We start from the raw sequence: 24,099 nt of genomic DNA, 5'->3' as shown, positions 1-24,099 counted from the left end.
GGTGTGTGGACCATCAGTTAACGCAGGAAGTGTATTGTCTGCAAGCGTCCAGGTGCCGTCACCATTGTTTACTGCCGGATAGTCAGTACCATCTACATTCACCACCACGGTTGCAGTCGGATCGTTCACTGTACCGGTTAACTCAGGTGTACTGTCATTGGTCAATACATCGTTAAGCGCTACTGTCGGCGCAACCGCATCAACCACAGCTGTTGCTGGACCTGATGTATTGCCAGCAGGATCTTCTGTTACTGCTGTTACCGTATCACCATCATTTAAGCCTGGGTTTGGCACAGTCCAAGTACCATCCGTTCCTGCTACAACACTTGCTGTACTACCGTCCGGATAAGTTACTGTTACTGTTGAACCAGGTTCTGCTGTACCTGTAATTGGGTCTGTCCCGTTAACCGGGTCAATCACTGGTGCTGTAGGAGCTGCTGTATCAACTGTCACAACACCTGTATCTGTACCTACGTTACCTGCTGCATCTGTTGCAGTCACGGTAATGGTGTGTGGACCATCAGTTAACGCAGGAAGTGTATTGTCTGCAAGCGTCCAGGTGCCGTCACCATTGTTTACTGCCGGATAGTCAGTACCATCTACATTCACCACCACGGTTGCAGTCGGATCGTTCACTGTACCGGTTAACTCAGGTGTACTGTCATTGGTCAATACATCGTTAAGCGCTACTGTCGGCGCAACCGCATCAACCACAGCTGTTGCTGGACCTGATGTATTGCCAGCAGGATCTTCTGTTACTGCTGTTACCGTATCACCATCATTTAAGCCTGGGTTTGGCACAGTCCAAGTACCATCCGTTCCTGCTACAACACTTGCTGTACTACCGTCCGGATAAGTTACTGTTACTGTTGAACCAGGTTCTGCTGTACCTGTAATTGGGTCTGTCCCGTTAACCGGGTCAATCACTGGCGCTGAAGGAGCTGCTGTATCAACTGTCACAACACCTGTATCTGTACCTACGTTACCTGCTGCATCTGTTGCAGTCACGGTAATGGTGTGTGGACCATCAGTTAACGCAGGAAGTGTATTGTCTGCAAGCGTCCAGGTGCCGTCACCATTGTTCACTGCTGGATAGTCAACACCATCCACATTGACAACCACTGTGGCTGTCGGATCGTTCACTGTACCGGTTAACGCAGGTGTACTGTCATTCGTTAATAAATCAGTTATAACAACTGCTGGTGCAACTGCATCAACAGTAGCTGTACCTGGCAAAGATGGGTTACCTGCTGGATCTGTAGCAATTGCCTCAACTTCATCACCATCATTAAGACCAGGGTTTGGTACTGACCAGCTGCCATCAGGTCCTGCCACGACTGTTGCTGTGTCACCATTAGGATAGGTTACTGTTACGGTTGAACCAGGTTCTGCAGTACCTGTAATCGGGTCTGTCCCGTTAACCGGGTCAATCACTGGCGCTGAAGGAGCAGCTGTATCCAGTGTATAAGTTTGTGTATCGTTAACTGTGCTGCTATTACCTGCTGCATCAGTGAAGGTTACTTTAGCATCAATCGTTTTATCAGCATCAGCAACCAAACCGCTACCTGGTACACTTACTGTCCATGTACCTGCTGCACTGTCTACAGTTGCAGTATAAGTTACCCCATTAATAACAACTGTAACGGCTGTAGTAGCCGCATCTGAAGGAACGTTTTTCAGAACACCAGTAATCGTGACATTGCCAGCCGCTTCTGATGCATTAACCACATTATCAGCTGTTACCGAATCAACAGCAAAGTTAACACCATCCGTATTTGGACCAACTGCATCAACAATAGCTGTTCCTGGTCCTGATGTATTGCCAGCAGGGTCTGTTGCTACAGCTGTAACTTCATCACCATTATTCAAACCTGGGTTTGGTACTGACCAGCTGCCATCTGTGCCTGCCACTACTGTTGCAGTGGTGCCATCAGGATAAGTCACAGTCACTGTAGAACCAGCTTCTGCTGTACCTGTGATCGGGTCTGTCCCGTTAACTGGGTCAATCACTGGTGCATTCGGTGCAGTCGTATCAACTGTATAAGTTTGTGTATCTTTAACAGTACTGCTATTACCTGCCGCATCTGTAAACGTTACAGTAGCATCAATGGTTTTATCTGCATCAGCTGTTAAACCACTACCCGGTACACTTACTGTCCATGTACCCGCTGTTTTGTCTACAGTTGCAGTATAAGTTACACCATTAATAACAACTGTAACGGCCGTATTGGCCGCATCTGCCGGAATGTTTTTCAGAACACCAGTAATCGTGACATTACCTGCTGCTTCTGATGCATTAATTACGTTATCTGAAGTAACAGGATCAACAGAGAAAGTGACTCCATCTGTATTTGGTGGAGTGGTGTCAGCAGGTGTTGAGTCATCATCATTATCACTATTCGATGCTGCAGCGATAATACCGCCAGCAACTAAAGGAATAGCTGCCCACAACCATGGGTTTACACCTGCATCGTGATAAAGTAATGGTTCAATTGAAGAAATAGGCTGGTAAATAACGTCAGATACCAACTCTTGTGGTGCTTCTGCCGGTAAAGCAGCAGGTAAATCCTCAGCTACCAGAGCTTGTGGTTCAACATCACTGTCTGCGTCAGCGTCCGCATCGGCATCGGCGTCCGCATCATTTTCAGCATCTTTGAATTTTGCCCAAATCAACTGTCCATTTTCATCTTGAAAAACAAGACTGTTATCTTTAGGCTCAGCTGTTCCACTAAAGAAGCCTTCAATAACAATAGTCTCGCCATTTTTCAGGCGAATGACTGCATTGGTCCCCTCCCTATTCACTACCAATACATCACTGGCAGCCACTTTTACCAATACGACCGACGCTTCTGAAAGCTTTGCAGAAGTTCCCTTGATTGTTGACAAGGTATCGTGACTATCCTTGGCAATAATTTGTATTTCAGGCATATCTGTATTCCTTTTATATTATTGATTTAAATGATTTTATGTATAATTCTTTTTACTTAATCTTTCTAAGTTTTTGACCTACAACTTAAAAACATTAAGTAATGTGATCATTTTTACATTAAACACTTTAAAATAAAAAAAACAAATACTAAAGTACCTAAAGAAAAAATTTTAATTAATAGAAATTATATATAAGTCTTAGTTAAGTTTTTCTTATGTTAATTTAATGAAAAATCATGTTAAACGTTTTATATATAAAACAAATTTATTATTTTACTATTTACCATTTGTTGAAAAATCATTTAATTAAAATATTCATATAACAATTATTAATATCTTAATAAAATAAAATATATTATTAATGATATATATAGAAAAAAAAGGCTTTAGGTAATATTTTACTATTACACTAAAACCTCATTTTTAAATATCTTATAAATTTTAAAACTATTTATATTTAGAAATTATCTGGACTCTCAAATCTTTTTACTTCTTGTAACTTATTCGGGTCATGCATTGTCGCAATTCCATCCTCAGTTTTTTGGTCTACAAGAATATCTGGATTATAAACGGTGATTGTTTCTCTACCCAGCGCATCCTCCCCCACAATATACTGAAAACCTCTTCGGTTCATCTTATGGCACAACCTTTGATAGAAGCCTTTTAAGCCTTCAGTTTCTTCGTTGGGGTTGTAATAAAAAGCATTCATCACAGCTGGTAAGCCTAGGCCGCACACAATACCTGATAACAATACACTAATAAATGTATATCCAATCAGGATACTACTATAGGGACTTAAGGCAGGGATATTGGCTACTGCCAAAATCAATGCAAGTGAAATTCCTCCTCGTACCCCACCCCAAGATAAAATAGTCAAACTACCGTTGTAGCTTTTAGTTCTACGCATTGTGGGGAAAAAAGCGAAAGCCATAAAGTTGGCAGCAAAACGAGAAATATGAAGAATAAAGAACGCAACAATACCGCCTAAAATCAGGCTAAAGTTTAGATCAAGAATAAATAACTCTAAGCCAATTAAAGTAAATAAGAATGAGTTAATAATTCCTTCTACAGTGTGCCAGAAATGGTTAACTTCTTGAATCTCTCGCTCTTCTCGTATTTCCTTCCATTTGTTTCCAACAATTAAACCGCCAATTACACAAGCAATCGGTGCTGATGCATGCGCAAACAAAGCAACCAAATATGCTCCACTTGCAAGTAAAGCTGTTGTTAAAATCAGGGACTCCATTTCGTGTTTACCACGTAATAGACGCAACACCCCTACCCCAAATGCCCAACCAATCCCGACGGCGACAACAATTTCATAAAGTAGAGCTTCTAATGTCGCTACCAATGAAAAATGTTCACCCTGTAAAACATTAAGTAAAGTCATAAACAATGCAATACACATTGCATCATTAAATAATGATTCACCTTCTAGCTTAACAATTAAATGATGTGGTGCTCGAATCGAACTAAGTACACCTTTAATACCAATTGGGTCTGTTGCCCCTAAAGCTGCACCTAAAAGTAATAGCACCAGAATTGGCACATGATATCCAACCAGTAATTGGAATCCGTAAAGTAAACTGCCAAATAATACGGCACAAAGTACTAAGGCAATTGTTGCCAAAATACTAATTTGCTTCCAATAACTTTTTAGATCTGAAATTTTAAATTTGAGTGCAGAAGAAGTTAGAATAAAACAAATAACACCATTAATTAAAAAATCATAAAAATCGATATGGCGTACTGCTTCTTCAATATTATGAATGTTAATGGTAATAAACTGGTTACCATTTAGTAGGCTGGCACCCCACTGTAGAATAAAGACAAAAATTGCTGAGACTAGAGGAACACCAATCGCCTGTGGAAAGCCTAAAATACGCTTATTAAAGATCGTGGTTGCAATTGATAGTGCAAAAACCACTGTAAACGCTTGTAATAGAAAAAAATTACCCATGAATACCCTTCTTCTGGGTCAACGACCAAATAAGAAAATTTTGCTAGGTCGACCAAACTAAACAAAATGCAGGCATTAATAATGCCATGATCATAAAAAATGAAAATTCGGACACAAGTTTACCGAATTGATTGAACAATCTATCAATCTGTTAAATTTCTTAACATTATTTATAGTTATGATCTAAAAAAAAAGATGAGCTTATTAAATTATGTTTAACAAGACTCATCCTATAGAATTTTAAACTGGATTATTAAAAGTATCACATTGGTTAATATCACCAGTTTTTAAACCAACCTGAAACCAATGCATTCGCTGTTCACTACTACCATGAGTAAAGCTGTCTGGAACGACCTGCCCCGTAGAGCGCTTCTGTAAATAATCATCTCCAATTTTTTGAGCAGCATCCATCGCTTCTTCAATATCACCTTGCTCTAAAAATTGAGTTCGCTGTTGATTATGACTCGCCCAAATACCCGCTAAACAGTCAGCTTGCAATTCTTGACGAACAGATAATTGATTACCTTCTCTTTGACTGATTTGTGCACGAGCTTGCTGGACTTGTGACGAAATACCCAGCAAGGTTTGAACATGGTGCCCTACTTCATGTGCAACCACATAAGCTTGTGCGAAATCGCCTGCCTGATCTTCCCTAGAAAGCTCAGTTTGGTTCTGCTCACCAGAAATTCCCATTTGCTGACGCATATCTTTAAAGAATTCTGTATCGATATAAACTTTCTGGTCTGCCGGACAATAAAATGGCCCCATCGCAGATTGAGCTGTGCCACATCCTGACTGAGCTATTCCACTAAACAAAACTAATTTAGGTGGCGTATAGCTTTTACCTAACTGTTTAAATATGGGGGTCCAAGTATCTTCTGTATCAGCCAAAACCGTTCCAACAAAATCCGAGGCTTCTTTTTGCTCGGCCGTTAAACTTTCTGGCGCAGTTGCATTTGATTGTTGTGAAGCAGTAACTTGCTGCGTTGCTTGATAAGCCTGCTGTGGGTCAACACCAAAGAACTTCCACGCAACAAATGCAACAACCAAACCAATAATACTGATACCGCCTGCTCTAACACCGCCACCACCTCGACGGTCCTCAACATTGCTACTAATTCGTCGACCTTTCCAGCGCATAATTTCCCTCTTCTTTTTAGAATGGCATCATGAACCCGATGCTTTTTTAGGCCACATTTTTTGTATTAAGCTCACAATTAATAGAACAATTGCACCTGCAACAAGTCCTATTCCAAAGTTAATCAATGTTGGTGTTAAAGCACCAATGATGTTACCCACTGCTGGTATTGTTTCCACATGATCCACTGTGTCTTCAGTTAAGTGATGAAGCAATGGAATCGTATGATTAATAATCCCGCCACCCACTAAAAACATTGCAATAGTGCCCACGATTGAAAGTAATTTCATCAAAATAGGAGCAAAAGCTAATAGGCCTCGACCTATAGTTTGTTTAAACGAGGTCGACTGTTCTGTTAAATATAATCCCAAATCATCAATCTTAACAATCATACCAACTAGGCCATAAACGCCAATCGTCATCACAACCGCAATAACACTTAAAACGCTTACCTTGGTCATTAAAGTAGCCGTAGCAACTGTACCGAGCGTAATCACCACGATCTCAGCCGATAAAATAAAGTCAGTTCTTACTGCTCCTTTTATTTTTTCTTTTTCAAAAGTTGCTAAGTCTAATTCTTCATTTTCAAGCTCTGCTTTTGCTTCCTCTGATGTAGAAGCTTTTTTATGCATAATGGTATGAAGAACTTTCTCTACTCCCTCATAACATAAAAATAAGCCTCCGAGCATTAATAACGGATTAATAAGCCAAGGTGCAATCACACTAATTAACAATGCTAAAGGAACTAAAATAAGCTTATTAACAAATGAACCTTTGGCCACCTTCCAAACAATAGGTAGTTCACGATCTGCACGCACACCTGTTACTTGCTGAGCATTCAAGGCCAAATCGTCACCTAAAACTCCGGCAGTTTTCTTGGCTGCCATTTTGCTCATTAAAGCAACATCATCTAAAATTGTTGCTATATCATCTAGTAATAAAAGTAAGCCACTCGCCATTTCTTATCCAAGTTTGTATTTATTAAGGCTATTGTAAGATGATTTTTTTGAATTTCTGTAATTTTACTGAATAAATTCACAATATTATTTTAAGAAAAGTTTCCCCAATCGCTGACGAAAAAAATTTATTTCCCGTACAATAATGCCAATCTTTTATATTACAGGGCTTACTACCCCTGATTAAGCCAATACGATAGTGGAATAAATAATGAGTAATGTTGATCAGCGTCCAATTATTTTGACAGGCGACCGCCCAACCGGACAACTTCATCTTGGGCATTTTGTCGGTTCTTTGCGTTCTCGTGTAGGTTTACAGGATAGCCATCATCAACATCTCTTATTAGCAGATGCACAAGCACTAACAGATAATGCAGATAATCCAGATAAAGTTCGTCGTAATATTTTAGAAGTTGCTCTAGATTATTTAGCTGTAGGCATTGATCCAACAAAAACCACCATTTGTGTTCAATCTTGCTTACCAGCACTCAATGAACTCACAATGCTCTATCTTAACTTTGTGACAGTTGCGCGTTTAGAACGTAACCCGACCATTAAATCTGAAATTCAAATGCGTGGTTTCGAGCGTGACATTCCAGCTGGTTTCCTCTGCTACCCTGTTGCACAAGCGGCTGATATTACTGCTTTCAAAGCAACTGTGGTTCCAGTGGGTGAAGATCAAATTCCAATGATTGAACAAACGAATGAAATCGTACGTCGAGTAAATCGCCAAATCGGTCAAGATCTTTTGCCTGAATGTAAAGCTTTGCTTTCTAATATGGCACGTCTACCTGGTTTTGATGGTAAAGCGAAAATGTCTAAATCATTAGGCAATACCATCGTTTTAAATGCTTCTGATAAAGACATTAAAAAAGCTGTTAATGCGATGTACACCGATCCAAATCACCTTCGTATTGAAGATCCAGGTCAAGTTGAAGGTAATATTGTATTTACTTATTTAGATGCATTTGATCCAAATAAAGAAGAAGTTGAAGAATTAAAAGCTCACTATCGTCGCGGTGGTCTTGGTGATGGTACGGTTAAAAAACGTCTTGAAGGTGTCTTAAAAGAGTTAATTACACCTATTCGTGAACGTCGCGAAGAACTTGCTAAAGATCCTGACTATATTATGGATGTTTTACGACAAGGTACAGATAAGTGTCGTCTTATTACTCAACAGACTTTAGATGAAGTTAAAGATGGTTTAGGTTTATTTAAATTTTAATCCTCTTTAAAAACTAAAAGCCCTTCGGGGCTTTTTTTATTTATTAGATTAATAATATTCATTTTTTAGAATTACTAATGTATTGATAGCCATTCACAGGCTTTTACCCTATTAACGTGAAGTAACACTTATTAACGCTAATAGCGATGAAGAATATCTTAACTTTATCTATTATCCTCTATGTAGGTTACATCATATGAGCCTCACGACATTTCTCCTTAAACCGAAACTGTTTTTACAGATTCGTTGTTCTACGCAATGATCACCCCAATCATTGCGTATTTTTTTGCCTAAAAATTTTATTTATGAATTAGCTATACTTATAAAAATTCTGATTTTTCTTTAATAAATAAAAAAACACCGCATCATTTTTCAGATACGGTGCTTTTTAAGATTCAGGGTAAAGCGATTAAGCTAAACCTTTCTCTTTTAAAACTTGCAACATAGTTGAACCAAGCTCAGCTGGGCTACGAGTGTAAGCCATACCTGCTTTTTCAAATGCAGCGAATTTCTCTTCAGCAGTACCTTGACCACCAGAAATGATCGCACCAGCGTGACCCATACGCTTACCTTTAGGAGCAGTTACACCAGCAATGTAACCTACTACAGGCTTAGTCACGTTAGATTTGATGAATTCAGCAGCTTCTTCTTCCGCTGTACCACCGATCTCACCGATCATGATGATTGCATCAGTATCTGGGTCGTCTTGGAACAATTGAAGCGCTTCGATTTGGTTCATACCTGGGATTGGGTCACCACCGATACCGATACAAGTAGACTGACCTAAACCAAGCTTAGTTGTTTGAGCAACAGCTTCATAAGTCAATGTACCTGAACGCGAGATGATACCAATACGACCTGGTTGGTGAATATGACCAGGCATAATACCAATCTTACATTCACCCGGAGTGATCACGCCTGGACAGTTAGGACCAACTAAACGAGTACCGTTACCGTTAGTTTCTAAGTAGCGTTTTGCTTTAAGCATGTCGATTGTTGGAACACCTTCAGTGATCACAACGATTAGGCCAACACCTGAATCAACCGCTTCAACGATTGAGTCTAAAACGAATGGAGCTGGTACATAGATTACAGATGCATCTGCATTTGTTTCACGTACAGCTTCTTTCATTGTGTTGAATACTGGTAGGTCAAGGTGAGTAGTACCGCCTTTACCTGGAGTAACACCACCAACAACTTTTGTACCGTAGTCTAAAGCTTGTGCAGAGTGGAAAGTACCGTTTTTACCAGTAAAACCTTGTACCAATACTTTAGTGTCTTTATTAATTAATACGCTCATGATTGATACTCCCCTTACGCTTTAACTGCAGCTACAACTTTTTCTGCGGCATCAGACAAGCCGTTTGCAGAAATTAATTTCAAACCAGATTCATCAAGTAATTTAGCACCTAACTCAGCGTTGTTACCTTCTAAACGAACAACAACTGGAACAGTTACGTTTACTTCTTGAACCGCTGCAATAATTGCTTCAGCAATCATGTCACAACGTACGATACCACCGAAGATGTTGATTAAAACACCTTGTACAGATGTATCAGCAAGGATGATTTTGAACGCTTCGATTACGCGCTCTTTAGTTGCACCGCCACCAACGTCAAGGAAGTTTGCAGGCTGACCACCATAAAGTTTAATGATGTCCATAGTTGCCATTGCAAGACCAGCACCGTTAACCATACAACCGATGTTACCTTCTAAAGCAACATAGTTAAGATCAAATTCAGATGCTTTTAATTCACGCTCATTCTCTTGAGATTTGTCACGTAAAGCAGCAACTTTAGGTAAACGGTAAAGCGCGTTAGAGTCGATACCTACTTTCGCGTCTACACATAAAATTTCGCCATTTTCACGAACTGAAAGTGGGTTAATTTCAAATAAAGCAAAATCATTTTCAACAAATGCTTGGTAAGCAGCTGTCATGATTTTTACGAATTGACCGATTTGCTTGTCTTTCAAACCTAAAGCAAACGCAACTTCACGTGCTTGGAATGGTTGTAAGCCAACTAATGGATCAACTTCAACTTTGATAATTTTTTCTGGAGTTTCTTCAGCAACTTTCTCGATTTCTACACCACCTTCTGTAGAAGCCATGAAAGTAATACGACGGCTAGAACGGTCTACAACCGCACCTAAGTAAAGCTCACGCTCAACTGGGTATACGTCTTCAGCAACAATGATGCTGTTTACTGGTTGACCATTTGCATCAGTTTGATACGTTACAAGACGAGTACCAATGATATTGTTTGCAAATTCGATAACGTCTTCTTTAGATTTTGCAACTTTAACGCCACCAGCCTTACCACGACCACCAGCATGAACTTGCGCTTTCATTACCGCGAATTTACCACCAAGCTGTTCAAATGCAGCAACTGCTTCGTCTGCATTGGTAGCCAAGATACCTTCTTGTACTGGCATACCATATTCTTTCAATAACGCTTTAGCTTGATACTCATGTAAGTTCATTTAGTTACCTACTTAACTTTGTTTGTTGTCTTCAATTTGCGCAACATTCTCATGTTACATATGCAAATTGCTGTCTACGTCTTTCACCTTGATGCTTTTTTAATCACACCATCGAATGTGAAAAAGAGCGGAGAACCGCTCTTTATTTTATTTACGCTTACGTTGAATCGCGTGAATTGCACGACCATCTACAGCAAGTGCAGCTTCATGAACAACTTCAGAGAATGTTGGATGACCAAATGTCATTAACTGAAGATCTTCAACAGAAGATACAAATTCAAGAGCGATCATACCTTGGTGTACGATATCAGATGCAGCAGGTCCAATAACATGCATACCTAATAAACGGTCAGTTTTTGCATCAGCAACAAACTTAACAAAACCAGCACCTTCACCCGCCGCTAAAGCACGACCATTTACAGCAAAACCGAATTGACCAGTTTTAACTTCATGACCTTTTTCTTTAGCTTGTTCTTCAGTTAAACCAACCCATGCCGCTTCCGGATGTGTATAGATAACAGAAATGATTGTGTCATAGTTCACTTGAGCTGCATGACCGTGAATACGCTCAACAGCCATTACACCTTCTTCCATTGCTTTATGAGCAAGCATTGGGCCACGAACCAAGTCACCAATCGCGTATACACCTTCTACAGAAGTTGCACAGTGATCATTTACTTCAACTAGACCGCGTTCAGTCAATTTAATGCCTGAATCATCTGCCAATAAACCTTCTGCATAAGCTTTACGGCCAACACAAACGATTAACTTGTCAAAAGTCTGAGTTTTTTCTTCGCCGCCTTGAGTGTATTTAACAGTCACTTCACGACCATTAATTTCAGTACCAGAAACTTTAGCACCGATACGAATATCAAGACCTTGCTTAGTTAAAAGTTTTTGGTAGTCTTTTGCCAAAGCTTTATCAGCCATTGGTAAGAATGCATCCATTGCTTCAAAAACAACAACTTCAGCACCAAGACGACGCCAAACAGAACCAAGCTCTAAACCGATTACGCCTGCACCAATTACACCTAAACGCTTAGGTACTTCTGGGAAGTTTAATGCACCAGTTGAATCAACAATAATATCTTGATCTACAGGAGCTACTGGAATATTTACAGGCACAGAACCAGACGCAAGAATAACGTATTTAGGTTCTAAAACTTGAGTTTCACCTTCATGAGAAACGAACTCAACTTTTTTACCAGCAAGTAATTTACCAGTACCTTTTAACCATTCAATGCCATTGCCTTTAAGCAATTGATCGATACCACCAGTTAATTGGTCAACAATTTTGTCTTTACGAGCAAGAAGCTTAGCAAGATCAAAATTCACTTCACCTGTAGTGATACCGTGATCAGCTAAGTGATGTACTGTATCTTCGTAACGGTGAGAAGAATCAAGTAATGCTTTAGAAGGAATACAACCTACGTTTAAGCATGTACCACCCAAAGATGGCTTACCGTTGTGAATACGTTTTTCGATACAAGCGACTTTAAAACCCAGTTGAGCAGCGCGAATCGCAGCTTCATAACCACCAGGACCACCGCCAATAACAACAAGATCAAATTGTTGAGACATTGTTTATCTCCATGGTCCGAGATAGAGGATCACTCTACCTCGGTAATATTATTCGAAGAAATTAAAGATCAAGGATGAGTTTAGCTGGCTCTTCTAACAATTCTTTGATTGCTACCAAGAAACCTACAGCTTCTTTACCATCGATCATACGGTGGTCATAAGAAAGTGCTAAATACATCATTGGCAAGATTTCAACTTGACCATTTACAGCCATAGGACGCTCTTGGATTTTGTGCATACCCAAGATACCAGTTTGTGGCTGATTCAAAATTGGAGTTGAAAGTAATGAACCGAAAGTACCACCGTTAGTGATTGTGAAAGTACCACCAGTCATTTCTTCGATAGATAATTTACCATCACGTGCTTTAGCAGCATATGCACCAATACCAGATTCAACTTCTGCATAGCTCATACGATCAGTATCACGTAATACTGGTACAACAAGACCACGATCAGAAGATACTGCAACACCGATGTCGTAGTAACCGTGATAAACGATATCGTCGCCATCAATTGAAGCGTTTACAGCTGGGTAGCGTTTAAGCGCTTCAGTTGCTGCTTTAACGAAGAATGACATGAAGCCTAAACGAGCGCCATGACGTTTTTCAAAAGCATCTTTATATTGCTTACGCAATTCCATGATTGGCTTCATGTTAACTTCGTTGAATGTAGTTAACATTGCAGTTTCTTGAGTTGCAGCAAGAAGACGCTCAGCTACACGCTTACGTAAACGAGTCATTGGAACGCGTTTTTCGATACGCTCACCAACAGCTACACTTAAAGGAGTAACGTTAGCAGCTGGTTTAGCTTGATGGTTTGCAACATCTTCTTTAGTGATACGACCACCACGACCAGTACCTTGTACGTCAGCAGCAGCAATACCAGATTCAGTTAATGCTTTACGAACTGCAGGAGCTTGATCAGATACAGTTTCTGTACGCTCAACAACAGGCGCTGCACCAGCTTGAGTTTGAGCAACTGCTTGCTCTACTGCTGCAGGAGCAGCCGCTGCTGCACCAGCACCAGCTTCAAATTGAGCAATAACTTCGTCAGAAAGAACTGTATCGCCTTCATCTTTAATGATTGCAACTAAGCTACCATCAGCAGGAGCAACAACTTCTAAAACAACTTTGTCGGTTTCAATATCACAGATTACTTCATCACGTGATACAGGTTCACCCACCTTTTTATGCCAAGTTGCGATGGTGCCATCTGCAACAGACTCTGGGAATACCGGTGCTTTAATTTCGGTTGCCATTATTGAGAATCTCCTGATTGTTCAGCTTCGATTGCCAATGCATCATTAATTAGCTGAGCTTGTTGTTTTGCATGCAAGTACGGTGAGCCACAAGCTGGTGCAGCAGAAGCTTCACGACCTGCAAAACTGATACGGATTTGTTTGCCAGATTTTAAGATATCGTCATATAAACGCGGTGCAATAAATAACCATGCGCCTTGGTTCTTCGGCTCTTCTTGTGCCCAAACGAGTTCTTTCACATTTGGATAAGCAGCCAAGATTTCCGCAAGACGTTGCTCTGGGTATGGATACAACTGTTCAATACGTACAATTGCGACATTAGTTAAGTTTTGTTCACGACGTTTTTCAAGTAAGTCGTAATAAACTTTACCGCCACAAAGTACAAGACGAGTTACATCTGACTTGTTAATTTGATCGATTTCGTCAATTACAGTTTGGAATGAACCATTTGCAAGCTCTTCTAAAGTAGAAGTAGCAAGTTTATGACGAAGTAAAGATTTCGGTGACATTACAATCAATGGCTTACGAATTGGGCGTACAGCTTGACGACGTAATGCATGGAAAATCTGTGCAGGTGTCGTTGGAGTGATCACTTGCATGTTGTCTTCAGCACATAACTGTAAGAAACGTTCTAAACGAGCTGATGAGTGTTCTGGGCCTTGACCTTCGAAACCGTGTGGTAACAACATTGTTAAGCCACAAACACGTTCCCACTTAGTCTCACCAGAAGCAATAAACTGGTCAATCACAACTTGAGCACAGTTTACGAAGTCACCAAATTGTGCTTCCCAAATAATCAAGCTCTTAGGAATTGTAGTTGCGTAACCATATTCGAATGCAAGAACTGCTTCTTCAGATAAAAGAGAGTCGTAAATCGCAAAACGTGGTTGGTTCTCTTTCACATGACAAAGTGGAATGTAAGTTGAACCATCAGCTTGGTTATGCAATTTCGCATGACGGTGTGAGAAGGTACCACGACCCACGTCTTCACCAGTAATACGAACTAGATAATCTTCATCTAATAAAGTTGCATAAGCTAAAGTTTCTGCTGCACCCCAGTTTAATGGAGTTTCACCAGTTTGCATTTTTACGCGGTCTTCAATTACTTTTTGAACCTGACGCTGCATTACAAACCCTTCAGGAAGTTTGCTCATGCCCTCGCCTAATTCTTTTAAGCGATTTAAGTCAAATGAAGTATCCCAATCGTCTGTGTAGTCATGGCCCAAATATGGCGTCCAATCAACAAACATTTTGGTATTTGGTTCAAGAATCAATGCATTTGCTACATGATTACCCGCTTCTAGATCAGAACGGTAATCTTCAACCATTTGGTCTGCTTCAGCACGATCAAGTACTTTCTGTTGAACAAGTTGATCAGCATAAAGTGTACGAGTAGTCGCTTTCTTCGCAATTACTTGATACATCAATGGCTGTGTACCAGATGGCTCATCTGCTTCGTTATGGCCACGACGACGATAACAGAACAAATCGATAACAACATCTTTACGGAATTCGTGACGGAAATCATGTGCTAATTGAGTAGCAAAGATAACAGCTTCAGGATCATCGCCATTTACATGGAAAATTGGCGCCTGAATCATTTTAGCAACGTCTGTACAGTATTCTGTAGAACGTGCATCACGAGGATCAGAAGTTGTGAAACCTACTTGGTTGTTCACAATAATATGAACTGTACCACCAACCGTATAGCCACGAGTTTGTGACATCTGGAAGGTTTCCATGTTCACGCCTTGACCTGCAAATGCCGCATCACCATGAACAATAACTGGTAAAACGTCATCACCGCCAATGTCTCTACGACGTACTTGACGTGCACGTACAGAACCTTCAACTACAGGACCAACAATTTCCAAGTGAGATGGGTTAAATGCTAATGCCAAGTGAACTTCGCCACCTGGAGTCATTACATTACTTGAGAAACCTTGGTGGTATTTAACGTCGCCAGAACCTTTTTTATGAATTGATTTACCTTCGAACTCACCAAATAAGTCCGCAGGGTTTTTACCCATAATATTCACAAGAAGGTTTAAACGGCCACGGTGTGGCATACCAATAACAACTTCTTTACAACCTACAGCACCAGCACGCTGAATAATCTCGTTTACCATAGGAATAAAAGATTCGCCGCCCTCAACACCAAAGCGTTTAGCACCGACGTATTTATTACCAAGATATTTTTCAAGACCTTCTGCAGCAGTTAAACGCTCTAAGAAGCCTTTCTTTTGATCATTTGTGTAATTGAATTTACCACGGGCACCTTCAAGACGTTGTTGAATCCAACGTTTTTCTTTTGTGTCCACGATATGCATGTATTCAACACCGATCGAACCACAATAGATTGCTTCCATTGCTTCAATCATTTCAGCAAGCGTTGCTTCGCTTTTGCCGATTTCAAGATTGCCGGTATTGAATACAGTGTCTAAATCTGATTTGGTTAAACCGTGAGCTGAAAGATCTAAATCTGGAATCTCTTCACGCTTAGCAAGACCTAATGGATCTAATTTAGCTTTTTGATGTCCGCGATTACGATAAGCAGCAATAAGTTGTAAAACGCCAATTTGACGACGCTCATGCTCAGTACTTACAGTACTTTGTACAACAGGTTGAACACGATTAGCATTACGTCCTAGTAATAGGAATTGCTCACGCACAGCGCTGTGTGGTTGGTCACCCTTTGGATATTTATCGAAATATTGGCGCCAGTCCTCAGCTACAGAGGTTGGGGAAGTCAGGTACTGCTCGTAAAGTTCTTCAATATACGCTGCACTATCAGCGGAAAGTTCAGTGTCAAGACGCAATGCGTCAGCAACTTCTTGCATTTGTGGACCCATTTCCTATTGCAAAAAATATTACAGGCTGCCTTTTAAGCACACCCATGATGCATAATGCCAAATTGGTAAAAAAGGCATTACTTACCCAACAGGTCTCTAAGACCATGGGGCGTCATACTACCTAGAGAGAAAACTCCATAGGTAATTAATGAATCACAACGCCCTCAATGGCATCATCACTCACCTTATACTCGATTAAAACCGAGCAATTTTTTGCAAATCTTTTTAGAAAAATTAACTTTAAAATTAACTTTTCTAAAATGACTTTAACCATAAAAATTAAGCACAGATCTAAGATCGTGCTACTTAAATTAATTTCACTAGTATACGCTTTTTTCACCTATAACTTTGTGGCAAATCGTATCATGTTCTTAAACAACGATTGATTTTTTTGACACATACCACCTATAAATTGGCGAAATACATAAGCGATTTTATCTTTTAATATATGGTGCAATATATAAAATCCTCGCTCATTTCGACCAAAGTCTAAAGTTTACATTATAAAATTAAAAAAAAACGCACATCAAGGATGCGCGTTTTCTATTTGTGCAGAATTAACCCGCTTGATCTAATAGCATGTTACGGATGTGACCGATTGCTTTAGTAGGGTTTAGACCTTTAGGGCATACTGACACACAGTTCATAATACCTTTACAACGGAACAAACTGAATGGATCGTCAAGACGAGCCAAACGATCTGCAGTAGCAGTATCACGAGAGTCGATAATAAAACGGTATGCATTCAACAATGCTGAAGGACCCAAGAATTTATCAGGGTTCCACCAGAATGATGGGCATGAAGTTGAACAACATGCACAAAGAATACATTCATACAAACCATTTAAGTGTTCACGCTCTTCAGGAGACTGTAAACGCTCTTTAGGTGGAGCTGGTTGGTTATTGATCAAGAATGGCTGAATTTTGTCATATTGATCATAGAATTGGTTCATATCAACAACCAAATCTTTAACAACCGGCAAACCTGGTAATGGACGAATTACAATTTTCTCAGGCAGGTCGTTTAAATTCCATAAACAAGCCAAACCATTTTTACCATTAATGTTTACACCATCCGAACCACAAATACCTTCACGGCATGAACGACGGAACGTTAATGATTCATCTTGAACCTTCAAAGCAAGTAATGCATCAAGCAACATACGGTGCTTATCAGTCAATTCAAGCTTGAAAGTTTGCATGTACGGCGCTTTATCCTTATCAGGATCATAGCGGTAGATTTCGAATGTACGAGTACCTCTACTCATCTTTATACTCCCGATTAGAATGTACGTGGTGCTGGTGGAATTGCATCAACAGTCAACGGTTTGAAGCGCACAGGCTTATATTCCAAACGATTGTCTGATGAATACCATAAAGTATGCTTCATCCACTCATCATCACGGCGACCGTATGAATAAGTTGGGTGATCAGCTGGCAATTCATAGTCAACTACAGTATGCGCACCACGACACTCTTTACGCGCAGCAGCTGAAATTAATGTAGCTTTTGCAACTTCATATAAGTTTTCAACTTCAAGCGCTTCAACACGTGCAGTGTTAAATACTTTAGATTTATCTTTCAAGTGAATGTTGCGCACACGTGGTTCAAGAGCAAGAATCTCTTTAACACCTTTATCAAGCAAAGCTTGAGTACGGAATACACCAGCGTGATCTTGAACGATATCACGAATCGCATCAGCAACTTCTTGTGCATTTTCACCAGAAGTTGATTCATCCAACTTACGTACGCGATCTAAAGTTTGCTCTAATACGTTTGTTGGAAGTGGCGCATATTCATCACCATGATGCTTAGTTACGTAGTCGATAATGTGCTCACCAGCAGCCTTACCAAATACAACCAAGTCAAGAAGTGAGTTAGTACCTAAACGGTTTGCACCATGTACTGATACACAAGAACATTCACCAATTGCATAGAAACCTTTTACAGGTTTAGTGTAGTTGTCTGTACCTGCTTCAGGTAAGCACACTTGACCATGCATATTTGTAGGAATACCACCCATTTGATAATGGATTGTTGGTACTACAGGAATTGGTTCTTTAGTAATGTCAACGTTCGCGAATTTTTTACCAATCTCAAATACAGATGGTAAACGCTTCATGATTGTGTCAGCACCCAAGTGAGTCATATCTAGTAAGATATAATCACCTTTTGGACCACAACCACGACCTTCTTTAATTTCTTGGTCCATAGAACGTGATACGAAGTCACGTGGAGCCAAGTCTTTTAAAGTTGGTGCATAACGTTCCATGAACGGTTCGCCGTCTTTGTTACGAAGGATTGCACCTTCACCACGACAACCTTCAGTTAACAATACGCCTGCGCCCGCAACACCCGTAGGGTGGAATTGCCAGAATTCCATATCTTGTAATGGAATACCAGCACGAGCAGCCATACCAAGACCGTCACCAGTGTTGATATAAGCATTTGTTGATGCACGGTAAACACGACCAGCACCACCGGTCGCAAACAATGTCGCTTTTGCTTGGAATACTGCGATATTACCAGTTTCTTGGTCAATCGCTGTTACACCAAGAACATCACCTGCTTCGTTACGGATCAAATCAAGCGCGATCCATTCAACGAAGAACTGAGTACCCATTTTCACGTTGCTTTGATAAAGCGTGTGTAATAATGCGTGGCCAGTACGGTCAGCAGCAGCACAAGCACGTGGAACTGGTTTATCACCATAGTTCGCAGAGTGACCACCGAACGGACGTTGGTAAATTGTACCATCAGCGTTACGGTCAAACGGCATACCCATGTGTTCAAGTTCATACACAACTTTTGGTGCTTCACGACACATAAATTCAATTGCGTCTTGGTCACCTAACCAGTCAGAACCTTTTACCGTATCGTAAAAGTGGAAGTGCCAGTTATCTTCTTGCATGTTACCTAACGACGCACCAATACCGCCCTGAGCAGCAACTGTATGTGAACGTGTTGGGAAAACTTTAGTAAGTACTGCAACTTTCAAACCTGCTTGAGCAAGTTGGTAAGAAGCACGCATACCAGAACCACCACCACCAACGATAACTGCATCGAAAGTGAGGTTTTGAATATTTGAATAATCTTCTTTAGGGGTTATCGCGCCCATGATATCTTCCTATCAATTCGCCCAGAAAATCTGGATACCCCAGATTGCGTACACAAACACTGCAATAATGACAGCCGTCGTCAGTACAAGGCGTAAACCTTTCGCTGAAGGACCCATTTGACGAGTAGTGACATAGTCAGTGAAAACTTGCCACATACCAATCCATGCGTGTGCGATAAGCGATAAAATTGCCAATAAAGAAAAAATCTTCATTGGTAATGTCATCATGAAGCCAGCCCACTGTTGATAGTCAAATCCACCTTTGCAGAGAATCCAACCAAAAAGAACAACAGTATAAGCTGCTAATACAACCGCACTTACACGCTGGATAAACCAATCACGAGAACCTGAACCAGTTAAACCTGTAGCACTTTTCATTAGAACATAATCCATACAAAGGCTGCGATAATGGCTACCACAGATAAGATCAATGAAATTGTCGCTGCAATACGACCACTTTGCAGTTCTTCAGCAAAACCTAAATCTGCAAGTAAGTGCTTAACTCCAGCAATAAAGTGGAATATCAAGCCGGCTGCAAATACCCAAACAACAAAACGTACAAGGATATTTCCAAAAACGACATTTTTAACGTAGTCAAATCCTTCTGGTGAAGATAATGATTTATCTAGAATCCATAAGAGAACTGGTACTAATAAGAAAACGATGACACCTGATAAACGGTGTAAAATTGATGCAATAGCCACGGGTGAGCGTAAATTTACCGCTAACACCTGACCCATGGACAAATTGACAGGTCTGTTGCTTTTCACAGCGGGCATCCTGTAGGTAGAAACTCCGACCGGAGTTTGTTGAATTAATTCCAAGGAAAGCTGGCATTGTTAGGCAAGCACAGCTCATGCCTAACCTATAAACGACACTGAATTATAAAACGCGAAGTATCAAAATACAAACAATCCACTTTGCCATTTCAGCAAAAAACCATTAAATAAGAATCATTCAAAACAATATTACATTATTAGGTCAATAAAAAAACTATACCTATATACATCATGTCCTTGTTTAAAATAACTTTTTATTTAATTTCATTTTTTCTGAAATTTCTTTTAAATAAGCCGATTTTAGACTAAAGATAAAGTTATAAATTCCTCATATCAATAGAAAAATGATCGCAATACCCTCCTATTTTCAATGTGAGCCACATTTCAAATAAGTGAACAGACTTATATTTCAGATAGATATTAAGCGATCTACACTAATTTTTCGAAAATGAATTTCATTAAAAAACAGTTCTTATGATTTTAAAGTCATCTGATGAGCTATTTTTTATACAATTAAACTTAAAAAAAGAACAATATTCTTTGTTACAACTAAATAAAAATATAATTTTTTTTGAGTATAAATTTGAAATTACACCATGAGTTTTATGATTTTTTTAAGCAGATTGGCATTTTCTACCGCCTTATTATTCTAAATTGCAATTTATAAATTTGCTTACAATTGTACTCATCCTTCATTTTTTTTCTGCACGTTCTTGTTGAATTGACTTATTATACCATCCCGATGCAGTGATTTTACTGACTTTTTTGCTCGGGTCTTGATGACTAACTCTCTGTGGGAACGTCATTTTTTATCCATAAGTATAATTGACAAAATTTCAGTACTCACTAATCTTATAGCAAATTTTGACACCGTCTGATTCGCACATGAGAACATTAGGATTTCGAGTCAGATCAACATTCACCAGGACAGGAGATCTATTGAATGTCTGAAGCAAATGGCAAAAAAGCCGTATTACATCTTGATGGCAAAGAAATTGGATTACCAATCTACAGTGGCACTTTAGGTCCAGATGTAATTGATGTCAGCAGCATACTGAAAGAAGGTCATTTTACTTTCGATCCTGGTTTTATGGCGACAGCCGCATGCGAATCTAAAATTACTTTCATTGATGGTGACAAAGGTATTTTATTACACCGCGGCTACCCAATTGATCAGTTAGCAACTCAAGCAGACTACCTTGAAACTTGTTATTTATTATTAAATGGCGAGCTCCCAACTGCTGAACAAAAAGTTGAGTTTGATACGAAAGTACGTGCTCACACTATGGTTCACGATCAAGTTAGCCGTTTCTTCAATGGTTTCCGTCGTGATGCTCACCCAATGGCAATCATGGTTGGTGTTGTAGGTGCATTATCTGCGTTCTATCATAACAACCTAGATATTGAAGACATCAATCACCGTGAAATCACTGCAATTCGCTTAATTGCAAAAATTCCAACGCTTGCTGCTTGGAGTTACAAATACACAGTAGGTCAACCATTCATCTATCCACGTAACGATTTAAGTTATGCGGAAAACTTCTTGCACATGATGTTTGCTACTCCTGCTGACCGTGATTACAAAGTTAATCCTGTTCTTGCTCGCGCAATGGATCGTATTTTCACGCTTCATGCTGACCATGAGCAAAATGCTTCTACATCTACAGTACGTCTTGCTGGTTCTACTGGTGCAAACCCGTATGCATGTATCTCTGCTGGTATCTCTGCACTTTGGGGACCTGCTCACGGTGGTGCAAACGAAGCAGTTCTTAAGATGCTTGATGAAATCGGTAGCGTTGAAAACGTTGCAGAGTTCATGGAAAAAGTTAAACGCAAAGAAGTTAAGCTTATGGGCTTCGGTCACCGCGTTTACAAAAACTTCGACCCACGCGCTAAAGTAATGAAGCAAACTTGTGACGAAGTTCTTGAAGCTTTAGGCATCAACGATCCTCAATTAGCACTTGCTATGGAACTTGAGCGTATCGCATTGAACGACCCGTACTTCGTTGAGCGTAAACTTTACCCTAACGTAGACTTCTACTCAGGTATCATCCTTAAAGCGATTGGTATCCCAACAGAAATGTTTACTGTAATCTTCGCTCTTGCTCGTACAGTTGGTTGGATCAGTCACTGGTTAGAAATGCACAGCGGCCCTTATAAAATCGGTCGTCCTCGTCAGCTTTATACTGGTGAAACCCAACGCGACATCAAACGTTAATATTCGAAAGAAAATTAATGAAAAAAAAGCTGCCTTCTGGCAGCTTTTTTATTTACGTCTTTTTCTACTTTAGGCCTATTCTTCTTCATACATAGTTAACAAGTGATGGCTAATTCCATCTGCTCGCAACCAAGCCAACTCATAGCTCGCTTTAGCCAACGCTAAAACACGTCTTTCAAACTCAACCCATATTGTTTTGACTTGAGACTCCGAAATACCCAAACCACTCTCGTGTGCTAGATGTTTATTCTTTTCACATATTTTTAAGGCATGGTAAAGCTTACGCCCCCGGCTCGCCCCTTCCATTAACCGAACACGCTTACTTAAAATAAAGCCTTCAACATGCTGTAAGTCTGCATGAGGCAGCATTGGCACTAAGATTTGATTCAATTGATCATCTAAACGCTTCCATACAGCCAAACGCTGCTCTGCCGTATAAGTGTTCCATTGAATCACCTCGTGGTTAAAACGGCGACAACCACGACAAACCTGATCACCAAAAACTGTTGAACAACGCCCTGCACATGGGGTGAGAGAGAGCGTTCGATGATCATTACTCAAAACAAACTCCTTAAATAAACCATATACTTTTTATGGTTTTCTCGCTTATTACTAATTTTCGCGCTAAAATATGCGCCTTAAATTTCTATCTTAATACATTTGGAGTTTTCCATGAACGCTACTGTAGAACAGCTTGCACCTGTAGAACAGCAAGCGACCGCAGGTTGGGTTGTTGCAGCACTATATCAATTTAAAGAAGTTCAAGATCCTGCCGATCTTCAACAACGTTTATTAGACTTAGTGAAAACAATTAACCTTTGTGGAACTCTGATTGTAGCAGGTGAAGGAATTAATGGTACTGTTGCTGGTGATCGCGTAGCAATTGATACACTACATCAGTTTTTGCTCAATGAAGGCTTTGGCGCTATGGAATACAAAGAATCCCATAGTTCTGATAAACCTTTCCGCAAAATGAAAATTAAACTTAAAGAAGAAATTGTGACTTTAGGTGTTGAGGTTAAACCTCGTGACTTAGTCGGTCACTACCTTGATCCTAAAGAATGGAATGATTTAATCGCACGTGATGATGTAATTTTAATCGACACACGTAATGATTACGAATATAAAGCGGGTACATTTAAGGGCGCAATTGACCCTAAAACTGAAACATTCCGTGAGTTTCCAGAATACGTCAAGAAAGAATTAGAGCAACATAAAGACAAAAAAATTGCGATGTTCTGTACTGGTGGTATTCGCTGTGAAAAATCAACTTCTTTACTTCTTCAAGAAGGATTTAAAGAGGTTTACCATCTTAAAGGCGGTATCCTTAAATACCTAGAAGAAACCCCTGCTGATGAAAGCTTATGGGAAGGTGAATGTTTCGTATTTGACGGACGTACTGCTGTAACTCATGGTGTAGAGGAAGGCGTGAATATTAAATGTCATGCTTGCGGCTGGCCTTTAACTCCTGAAGAGTCTGCTCTACCAAGTTACGAACACGGTGTTTCTTGCGTTTATTGCATCGACAAAACCACTGAAAAGCAAAAAGCTGGTTTCCGTATGCGCCAGTCACAAATTGCTGCTGCAAAGCGTAAACGCCTATAA

19 protein-coding genes are annotated in these 24,099 nt (G+C 40.0%); 4 read left to right on the top strand and 15 right to left on the bottom strand.

What is annotated here, in order from left to right; translation table 11 throughout:
- The 4 genes from J663_RS18625 to J663_RS15780 form a co-directional block, all read right to left on the bottom strand.
- On the bottom strand, nucleotides 1-2,928 hold a 2,928-nt coding region (locus J663_RS18625), incomplete at its 3' end, for an Ig-like domain-containing protein (protein ID WP_081404778.1).
- A 457-nt stretch (nucleotides 2,929-3,385) separates the two neighbouring features.
- On the bottom strand, nucleotides 3,386-4,888 hold the full coding sequence (locus tag J663_RS15790; protein ID WP_002116022.1) for a cation:proton antiporter: 1,503 nt from the start codon (nucleotides 4,886-4,888) through the stop codon (nucleotides 3,386-3,388).
- 240 nt (nucleotides 4,889-5,128) lie between these two features.
- Nucleotides 5,129-6,028: a neutral zinc metallopeptidase gene (locus tag J663_RS15785; protein ID WP_033850816.1), complete on the bottom strand. Its 900-nt coding sequence runs from the start codon at nucleotides 6,026-6,028 to the stop codon at nucleotides 5,129-5,131.
- 27 nt (nucleotides 6,029-6,055) lie between these two features.
- Nucleotides 6,056-6,985, bottom strand: coding sequence for a DUF808 domain-containing protein (locus J663_RS15780; RefSeq protein ID WP_014207473.1), 930 nt, complete (start codon nucleotides 6,983-6,985; stop codon nucleotides 6,056-6,058).
- 208 nt (nucleotides 6,986-7,193) lie between these two features.
- On the opposite strand from J663_RS15780, the gene trpS reads away from it, so the two are divergent.
- Nucleotides 7,194-8,207: a tryptophan--tRNA ligase gene (gene trpS / locus J663_RS15775; protein ID WP_002116097.1), complete on the top strand. Its 1,014-nt coding sequence runs from the start codon at nucleotides 7,194-7,196 to the stop codon at nucleotides 8,205-8,207.
- Nucleotides 8,208-8,616: 409 nt separating this feature from the next.
- Here the strand turns inward: trpS and sucD are convergent, their stop codons facing one another.
- The 10 genes from sucD to sdhC all read right to left on the bottom strand — a co-directional run bounded on the left by sucD (nucleotide 8,617) and on the right by sdhC (nucleotide 20,276).
- The gene (gene sucD, locus J663_RS15770) at nucleotides 8,617-9,507 is read right to left on the bottom strand and encodes a succinate--CoA ligase subunit alpha (protein WP_000114637.1); all 891 of its coding nucleotides are present in this window, start codon (nucleotides 9,505-9,507) and stop codon (nucleotides 8,617-8,619) included.
- A gap of 14 nt (nucleotides 9,508-9,521) precedes the next feature.
- Nucleotides 9,522-10,688: an ADP-forming succinate--CoA ligase subunit beta gene (sucC, locus tag J663_RS15765; protein WP_001048573.1), complete on the bottom strand. Its 1,167-nt coding sequence runs from the start codon at nucleotides 10,686-10,688 to the stop codon at nucleotides 9,522-9,524.
- A gap of 147 nt (nucleotides 10,689-10,835) precedes the next feature.
- On the bottom strand, nucleotides 10,836-12,269 hold the full coding sequence (lpdA, locus tag J663_RS15760) for a dihydrolipoyl dehydrogenase (RefSeq protein WP_002116053.1): 1,434 nt from the start codon (nucleotides 12,267-12,269) through the stop codon (nucleotides 10,836-10,838).
- A gap of 61 nt (nucleotides 12,270-12,330) precedes the next feature.
- Entirely contained in the window at nucleotides 12,331-13,527 is a 1,197-nt protein-coding gene (gene odhB / locus J663_RS15755; RefSeq protein ID WP_005064561.1) for a 2-oxoglutarate dehydrogenase complex dihydrolipoyllysine-residue succinyltransferase, read from the bottom strand.
- Nucleotides 13,527-16,367, bottom strand: coding sequence for a 2-oxoglutarate dehydrogenase E1 component (locus J663_RS15750; protein ID WP_033850836.1), 2,841 nt, complete (start codon nucleotides 16,365-16,367; stop codon nucleotides 13,527-13,529). The genes odhB and J663_RS15750 overlap by 1 nt, the downstream gene beginning before the upstream one ends.
- 157 nt (nucleotides 16,368-16,524) lie before the next feature.
- Nucleotides 16,525-16,653, bottom strand: a complete 129-nt coding sequence (locus J663_RS15745) for a hypothetical protein (RefSeq protein WP_002116082.1) — start codon at nucleotides 16,651-16,653, stop codon at nucleotides 16,525-16,527.
- A gap of 283 nt (nucleotides 16,654-16,936) precedes the next feature.
- Nucleotides 16,937-17,647, bottom strand: a complete 711-nt coding sequence (locus J663_RS15740) for a succinate dehydrogenase iron-sulfur subunit (protein WP_002116292.1) — start codon at nucleotides 17,645-17,647, stop codon at nucleotides 16,937-16,939.
- A 14-nt stretch (nucleotides 17,648-17,661) separates the two neighbouring features.
- Nucleotides 17,662-19,497 (bottom strand): succinate dehydrogenase flavoprotein subunit, encoded by a 1,836-nt coding sequence (gene sdhA, locus J663_RS15735; RefSeq protein ID WP_002116225.1) that lies wholly within the window; start codon nucleotides 19,495-19,497, stop codon nucleotides 17,662-17,664.
- Nucleotides 19,498-19,509: 12 nt separating this feature from the next.
- On the bottom strand, nucleotides 19,510-19,875 hold the full coding sequence (gene sdhD, locus J663_RS15730; RefSeq protein ID WP_000833672.1) for a succinate dehydrogenase, hydrophobic membrane anchor protein: 366 nt from the start codon (nucleotides 19,873-19,875) through the stop codon (nucleotides 19,510-19,512).
- Nucleotides 19,875-20,276, bottom strand: a complete 402-nt coding sequence (gene sdhC / locus J663_RS15725) for a succinate dehydrogenase, cytochrome b556 subunit (protein ID WP_075384165.1) — start codon at nucleotides 20,274-20,276, stop codon at nucleotides 19,875-19,877. The genes sdhD and sdhC overlap by 1 nt, the downstream gene beginning before the upstream one ends.
- Before the next feature lie 474 nt (nucleotides 20,277-20,750).
- On the opposite strand from sdhC, the gene J663_RS19175 reads away from it, so the two are divergent.
- Entirely contained in the window at nucleotides 20,751-20,876 is a 126-nt protein-coding gene (locus J663_RS19175) for a hypothetical protein (RefSeq protein WP_081404777.1), read from the top strand.
- A 343-nt stretch (nucleotides 20,877-21,219) separates the two neighbouring features.
- Nucleotides 21,220-22,494 carry a citrate synthase gene (gene gltA, locus J663_RS15720; RefSeq protein ID WP_002116327.1) on the top strand — a complete coding sequence of 425 codons (1,275 nt, stop codon included), beginning with the start codon at nucleotides 21,220-21,222 and terminating at the stop codon, nucleotides 22,492-22,494.
- 75 nt (nucleotides 22,495-22,569) lie between these two features.
- Here gltA and J663_RS15715 read toward each other — a convergent pair whose 3' ends face one another.
- Nucleotides 22,570-23,055 (bottom strand): DUF1289 domain-containing protein, encoded by a 486-nt coding sequence (locus J663_RS15715; RefSeq protein WP_033850814.1) that lies wholly within the window; start codon nucleotides 23,053-23,055, stop codon nucleotides 22,570-22,572.
- A 111-nt stretch (nucleotides 23,056-23,166) separates the two neighbouring features.
- On the opposite strand from J663_RS15715, the gene J663_RS15710 reads away from it, so the two are divergent.
- Complete coding sequence (locus J663_RS15710; protein ID WP_005064553.1) at nucleotides 23,167-24,099, top strand: rhodanese-related sulfurtransferase; 933 nt, start codon at nucleotides 23,167-23,169, stop codon at nucleotides 24,097-24,099.

The organism is Acinetobacter sp. 826659 (assembly GCF_000588515.1).
GTDB classification, from domain to species: domain Bacteria; phylum Pseudomonadota; class Gammaproteobacteria; order Pseudomonadales; family Moraxellaceae; genus Acinetobacter; species Acinetobacter pittii.
The sequence above is the reverse complement of the archived record's forward strand: the minus strand, read 5'-3'. Positions and strand labels throughout refer to the sequence as shown.

Excerpts from the sequence above, each read along its gene's own strand:
- J663_RS19175 (WP_081404777.1), top strand. The coding sequence starts at position 20,751 with ATGATTTTAAAGTCATCTGATGAGCTATTTTTTATACAATTAAACTTA.
- sucD (WP_000114637.1), bottom strand. The coding sequence starts at position 9,507 with ATGAGCGTATTAATTAATAAAGACACTAAAGTATTGGTACAAGGTTTT.
- J663_RS15780 (WP_014207473.1), bottom strand. The coding sequence starts at position 6,985 with ATGGCGAGTGGCTTACTTTTATTACTAGATGATATAGCAACAATTTTA.
- J663_RS15750 (WP_033850836.1), bottom strand. The coding sequence starts at position 16,367 with ATGCAAGAAGTTGCTGACGCATTGCGTCTTGACACTGAACTTTCCGCT.
- J663_RS15740 (WP_002116292.1), bottom strand. The coding sequence starts at position 17,647 with ATGAGTAGAGGTACTCGTACATTCGAAATCTACCGCTATGATCCTGAT.
- J663_RS15790 (WP_002116022.1), bottom strand. The coding sequence starts at position 4,888 with ATGGGTAATTTTTTTCTATTACAAGCGTTTACAGTGGTTTTTGCACTA.
- sdhC (WP_075384165.1), bottom strand. The coding sequence starts at position 20,276 with ATGCCCGCTGTGAAAAGCAACAGACCTGTCAATTTGTCCATGGGTCAG.
- sdhD (WP_000833672.1), bottom strand. The coding sequence starts at position 19,875 with ATGAAAAGTGCTACAGGTTTAACTGGTTCAGGTTCTCGTGATTGGTTT.
- J663_RS15745 (WP_002116082.1), bottom strand. The coding sequence starts at position 16,653 with ATGGTTAAAGTCATTTTAGAAAAGTTAATTTTAAAGTTAATTTTTCTA.
- gltA (WP_002116327.1), top strand. The coding sequence starts at position 21,220 with ATGTCTGAAGCAAATGGCAAAAAAGCCGTATTACATCTTGATGGCAAA.
- odhB (WP_005064561.1), bottom strand. The coding sequence starts at position 13,527 with ATGGCAACCGAAATTAAAGCACCGGTATTCCCAGAGTCTGTTGCAGAT.
- J663_RS15710 (WP_005064553.1), top strand. The coding sequence starts at position 23,167 with ATGAACGCTACTGTAGAACAGCTTGCACCTGTAGAACAGCAAGCGACC.
- sucC (WP_001048573.1), bottom strand. The coding sequence starts at position 10,688 with ATGAACTTACATGAGTATCAAGCTAAAGCGTTATTGAAAGAATATGGT.
- J663_RS15785 (WP_033850816.1), bottom strand. The coding sequence starts at position 6,028 with ATGCGCTGGAAAGGTCGACGAATTAGTAGCAATGTTGAGGACCGTCGA.
- lpdA (WP_002116053.1), bottom strand. The coding sequence starts at position 12,269 with ATGTCTCAACAATTTGATCTTGTTGTTATTGGCGGTGGTCCTGGTGGT.
- sdhA (WP_002116225.1), bottom strand. The coding sequence starts at position 19,497 with ATGGGCGCGATAACCCCTAAAGAAGATTATTCAAATATTCAAAACCTC.
- trpS (WP_002116097.1), top strand. The coding sequence starts at position 7,194 with ATGAGTAATGTTGATCAGCGTCCAATTATTTTGACAGGCGACCGCCCA.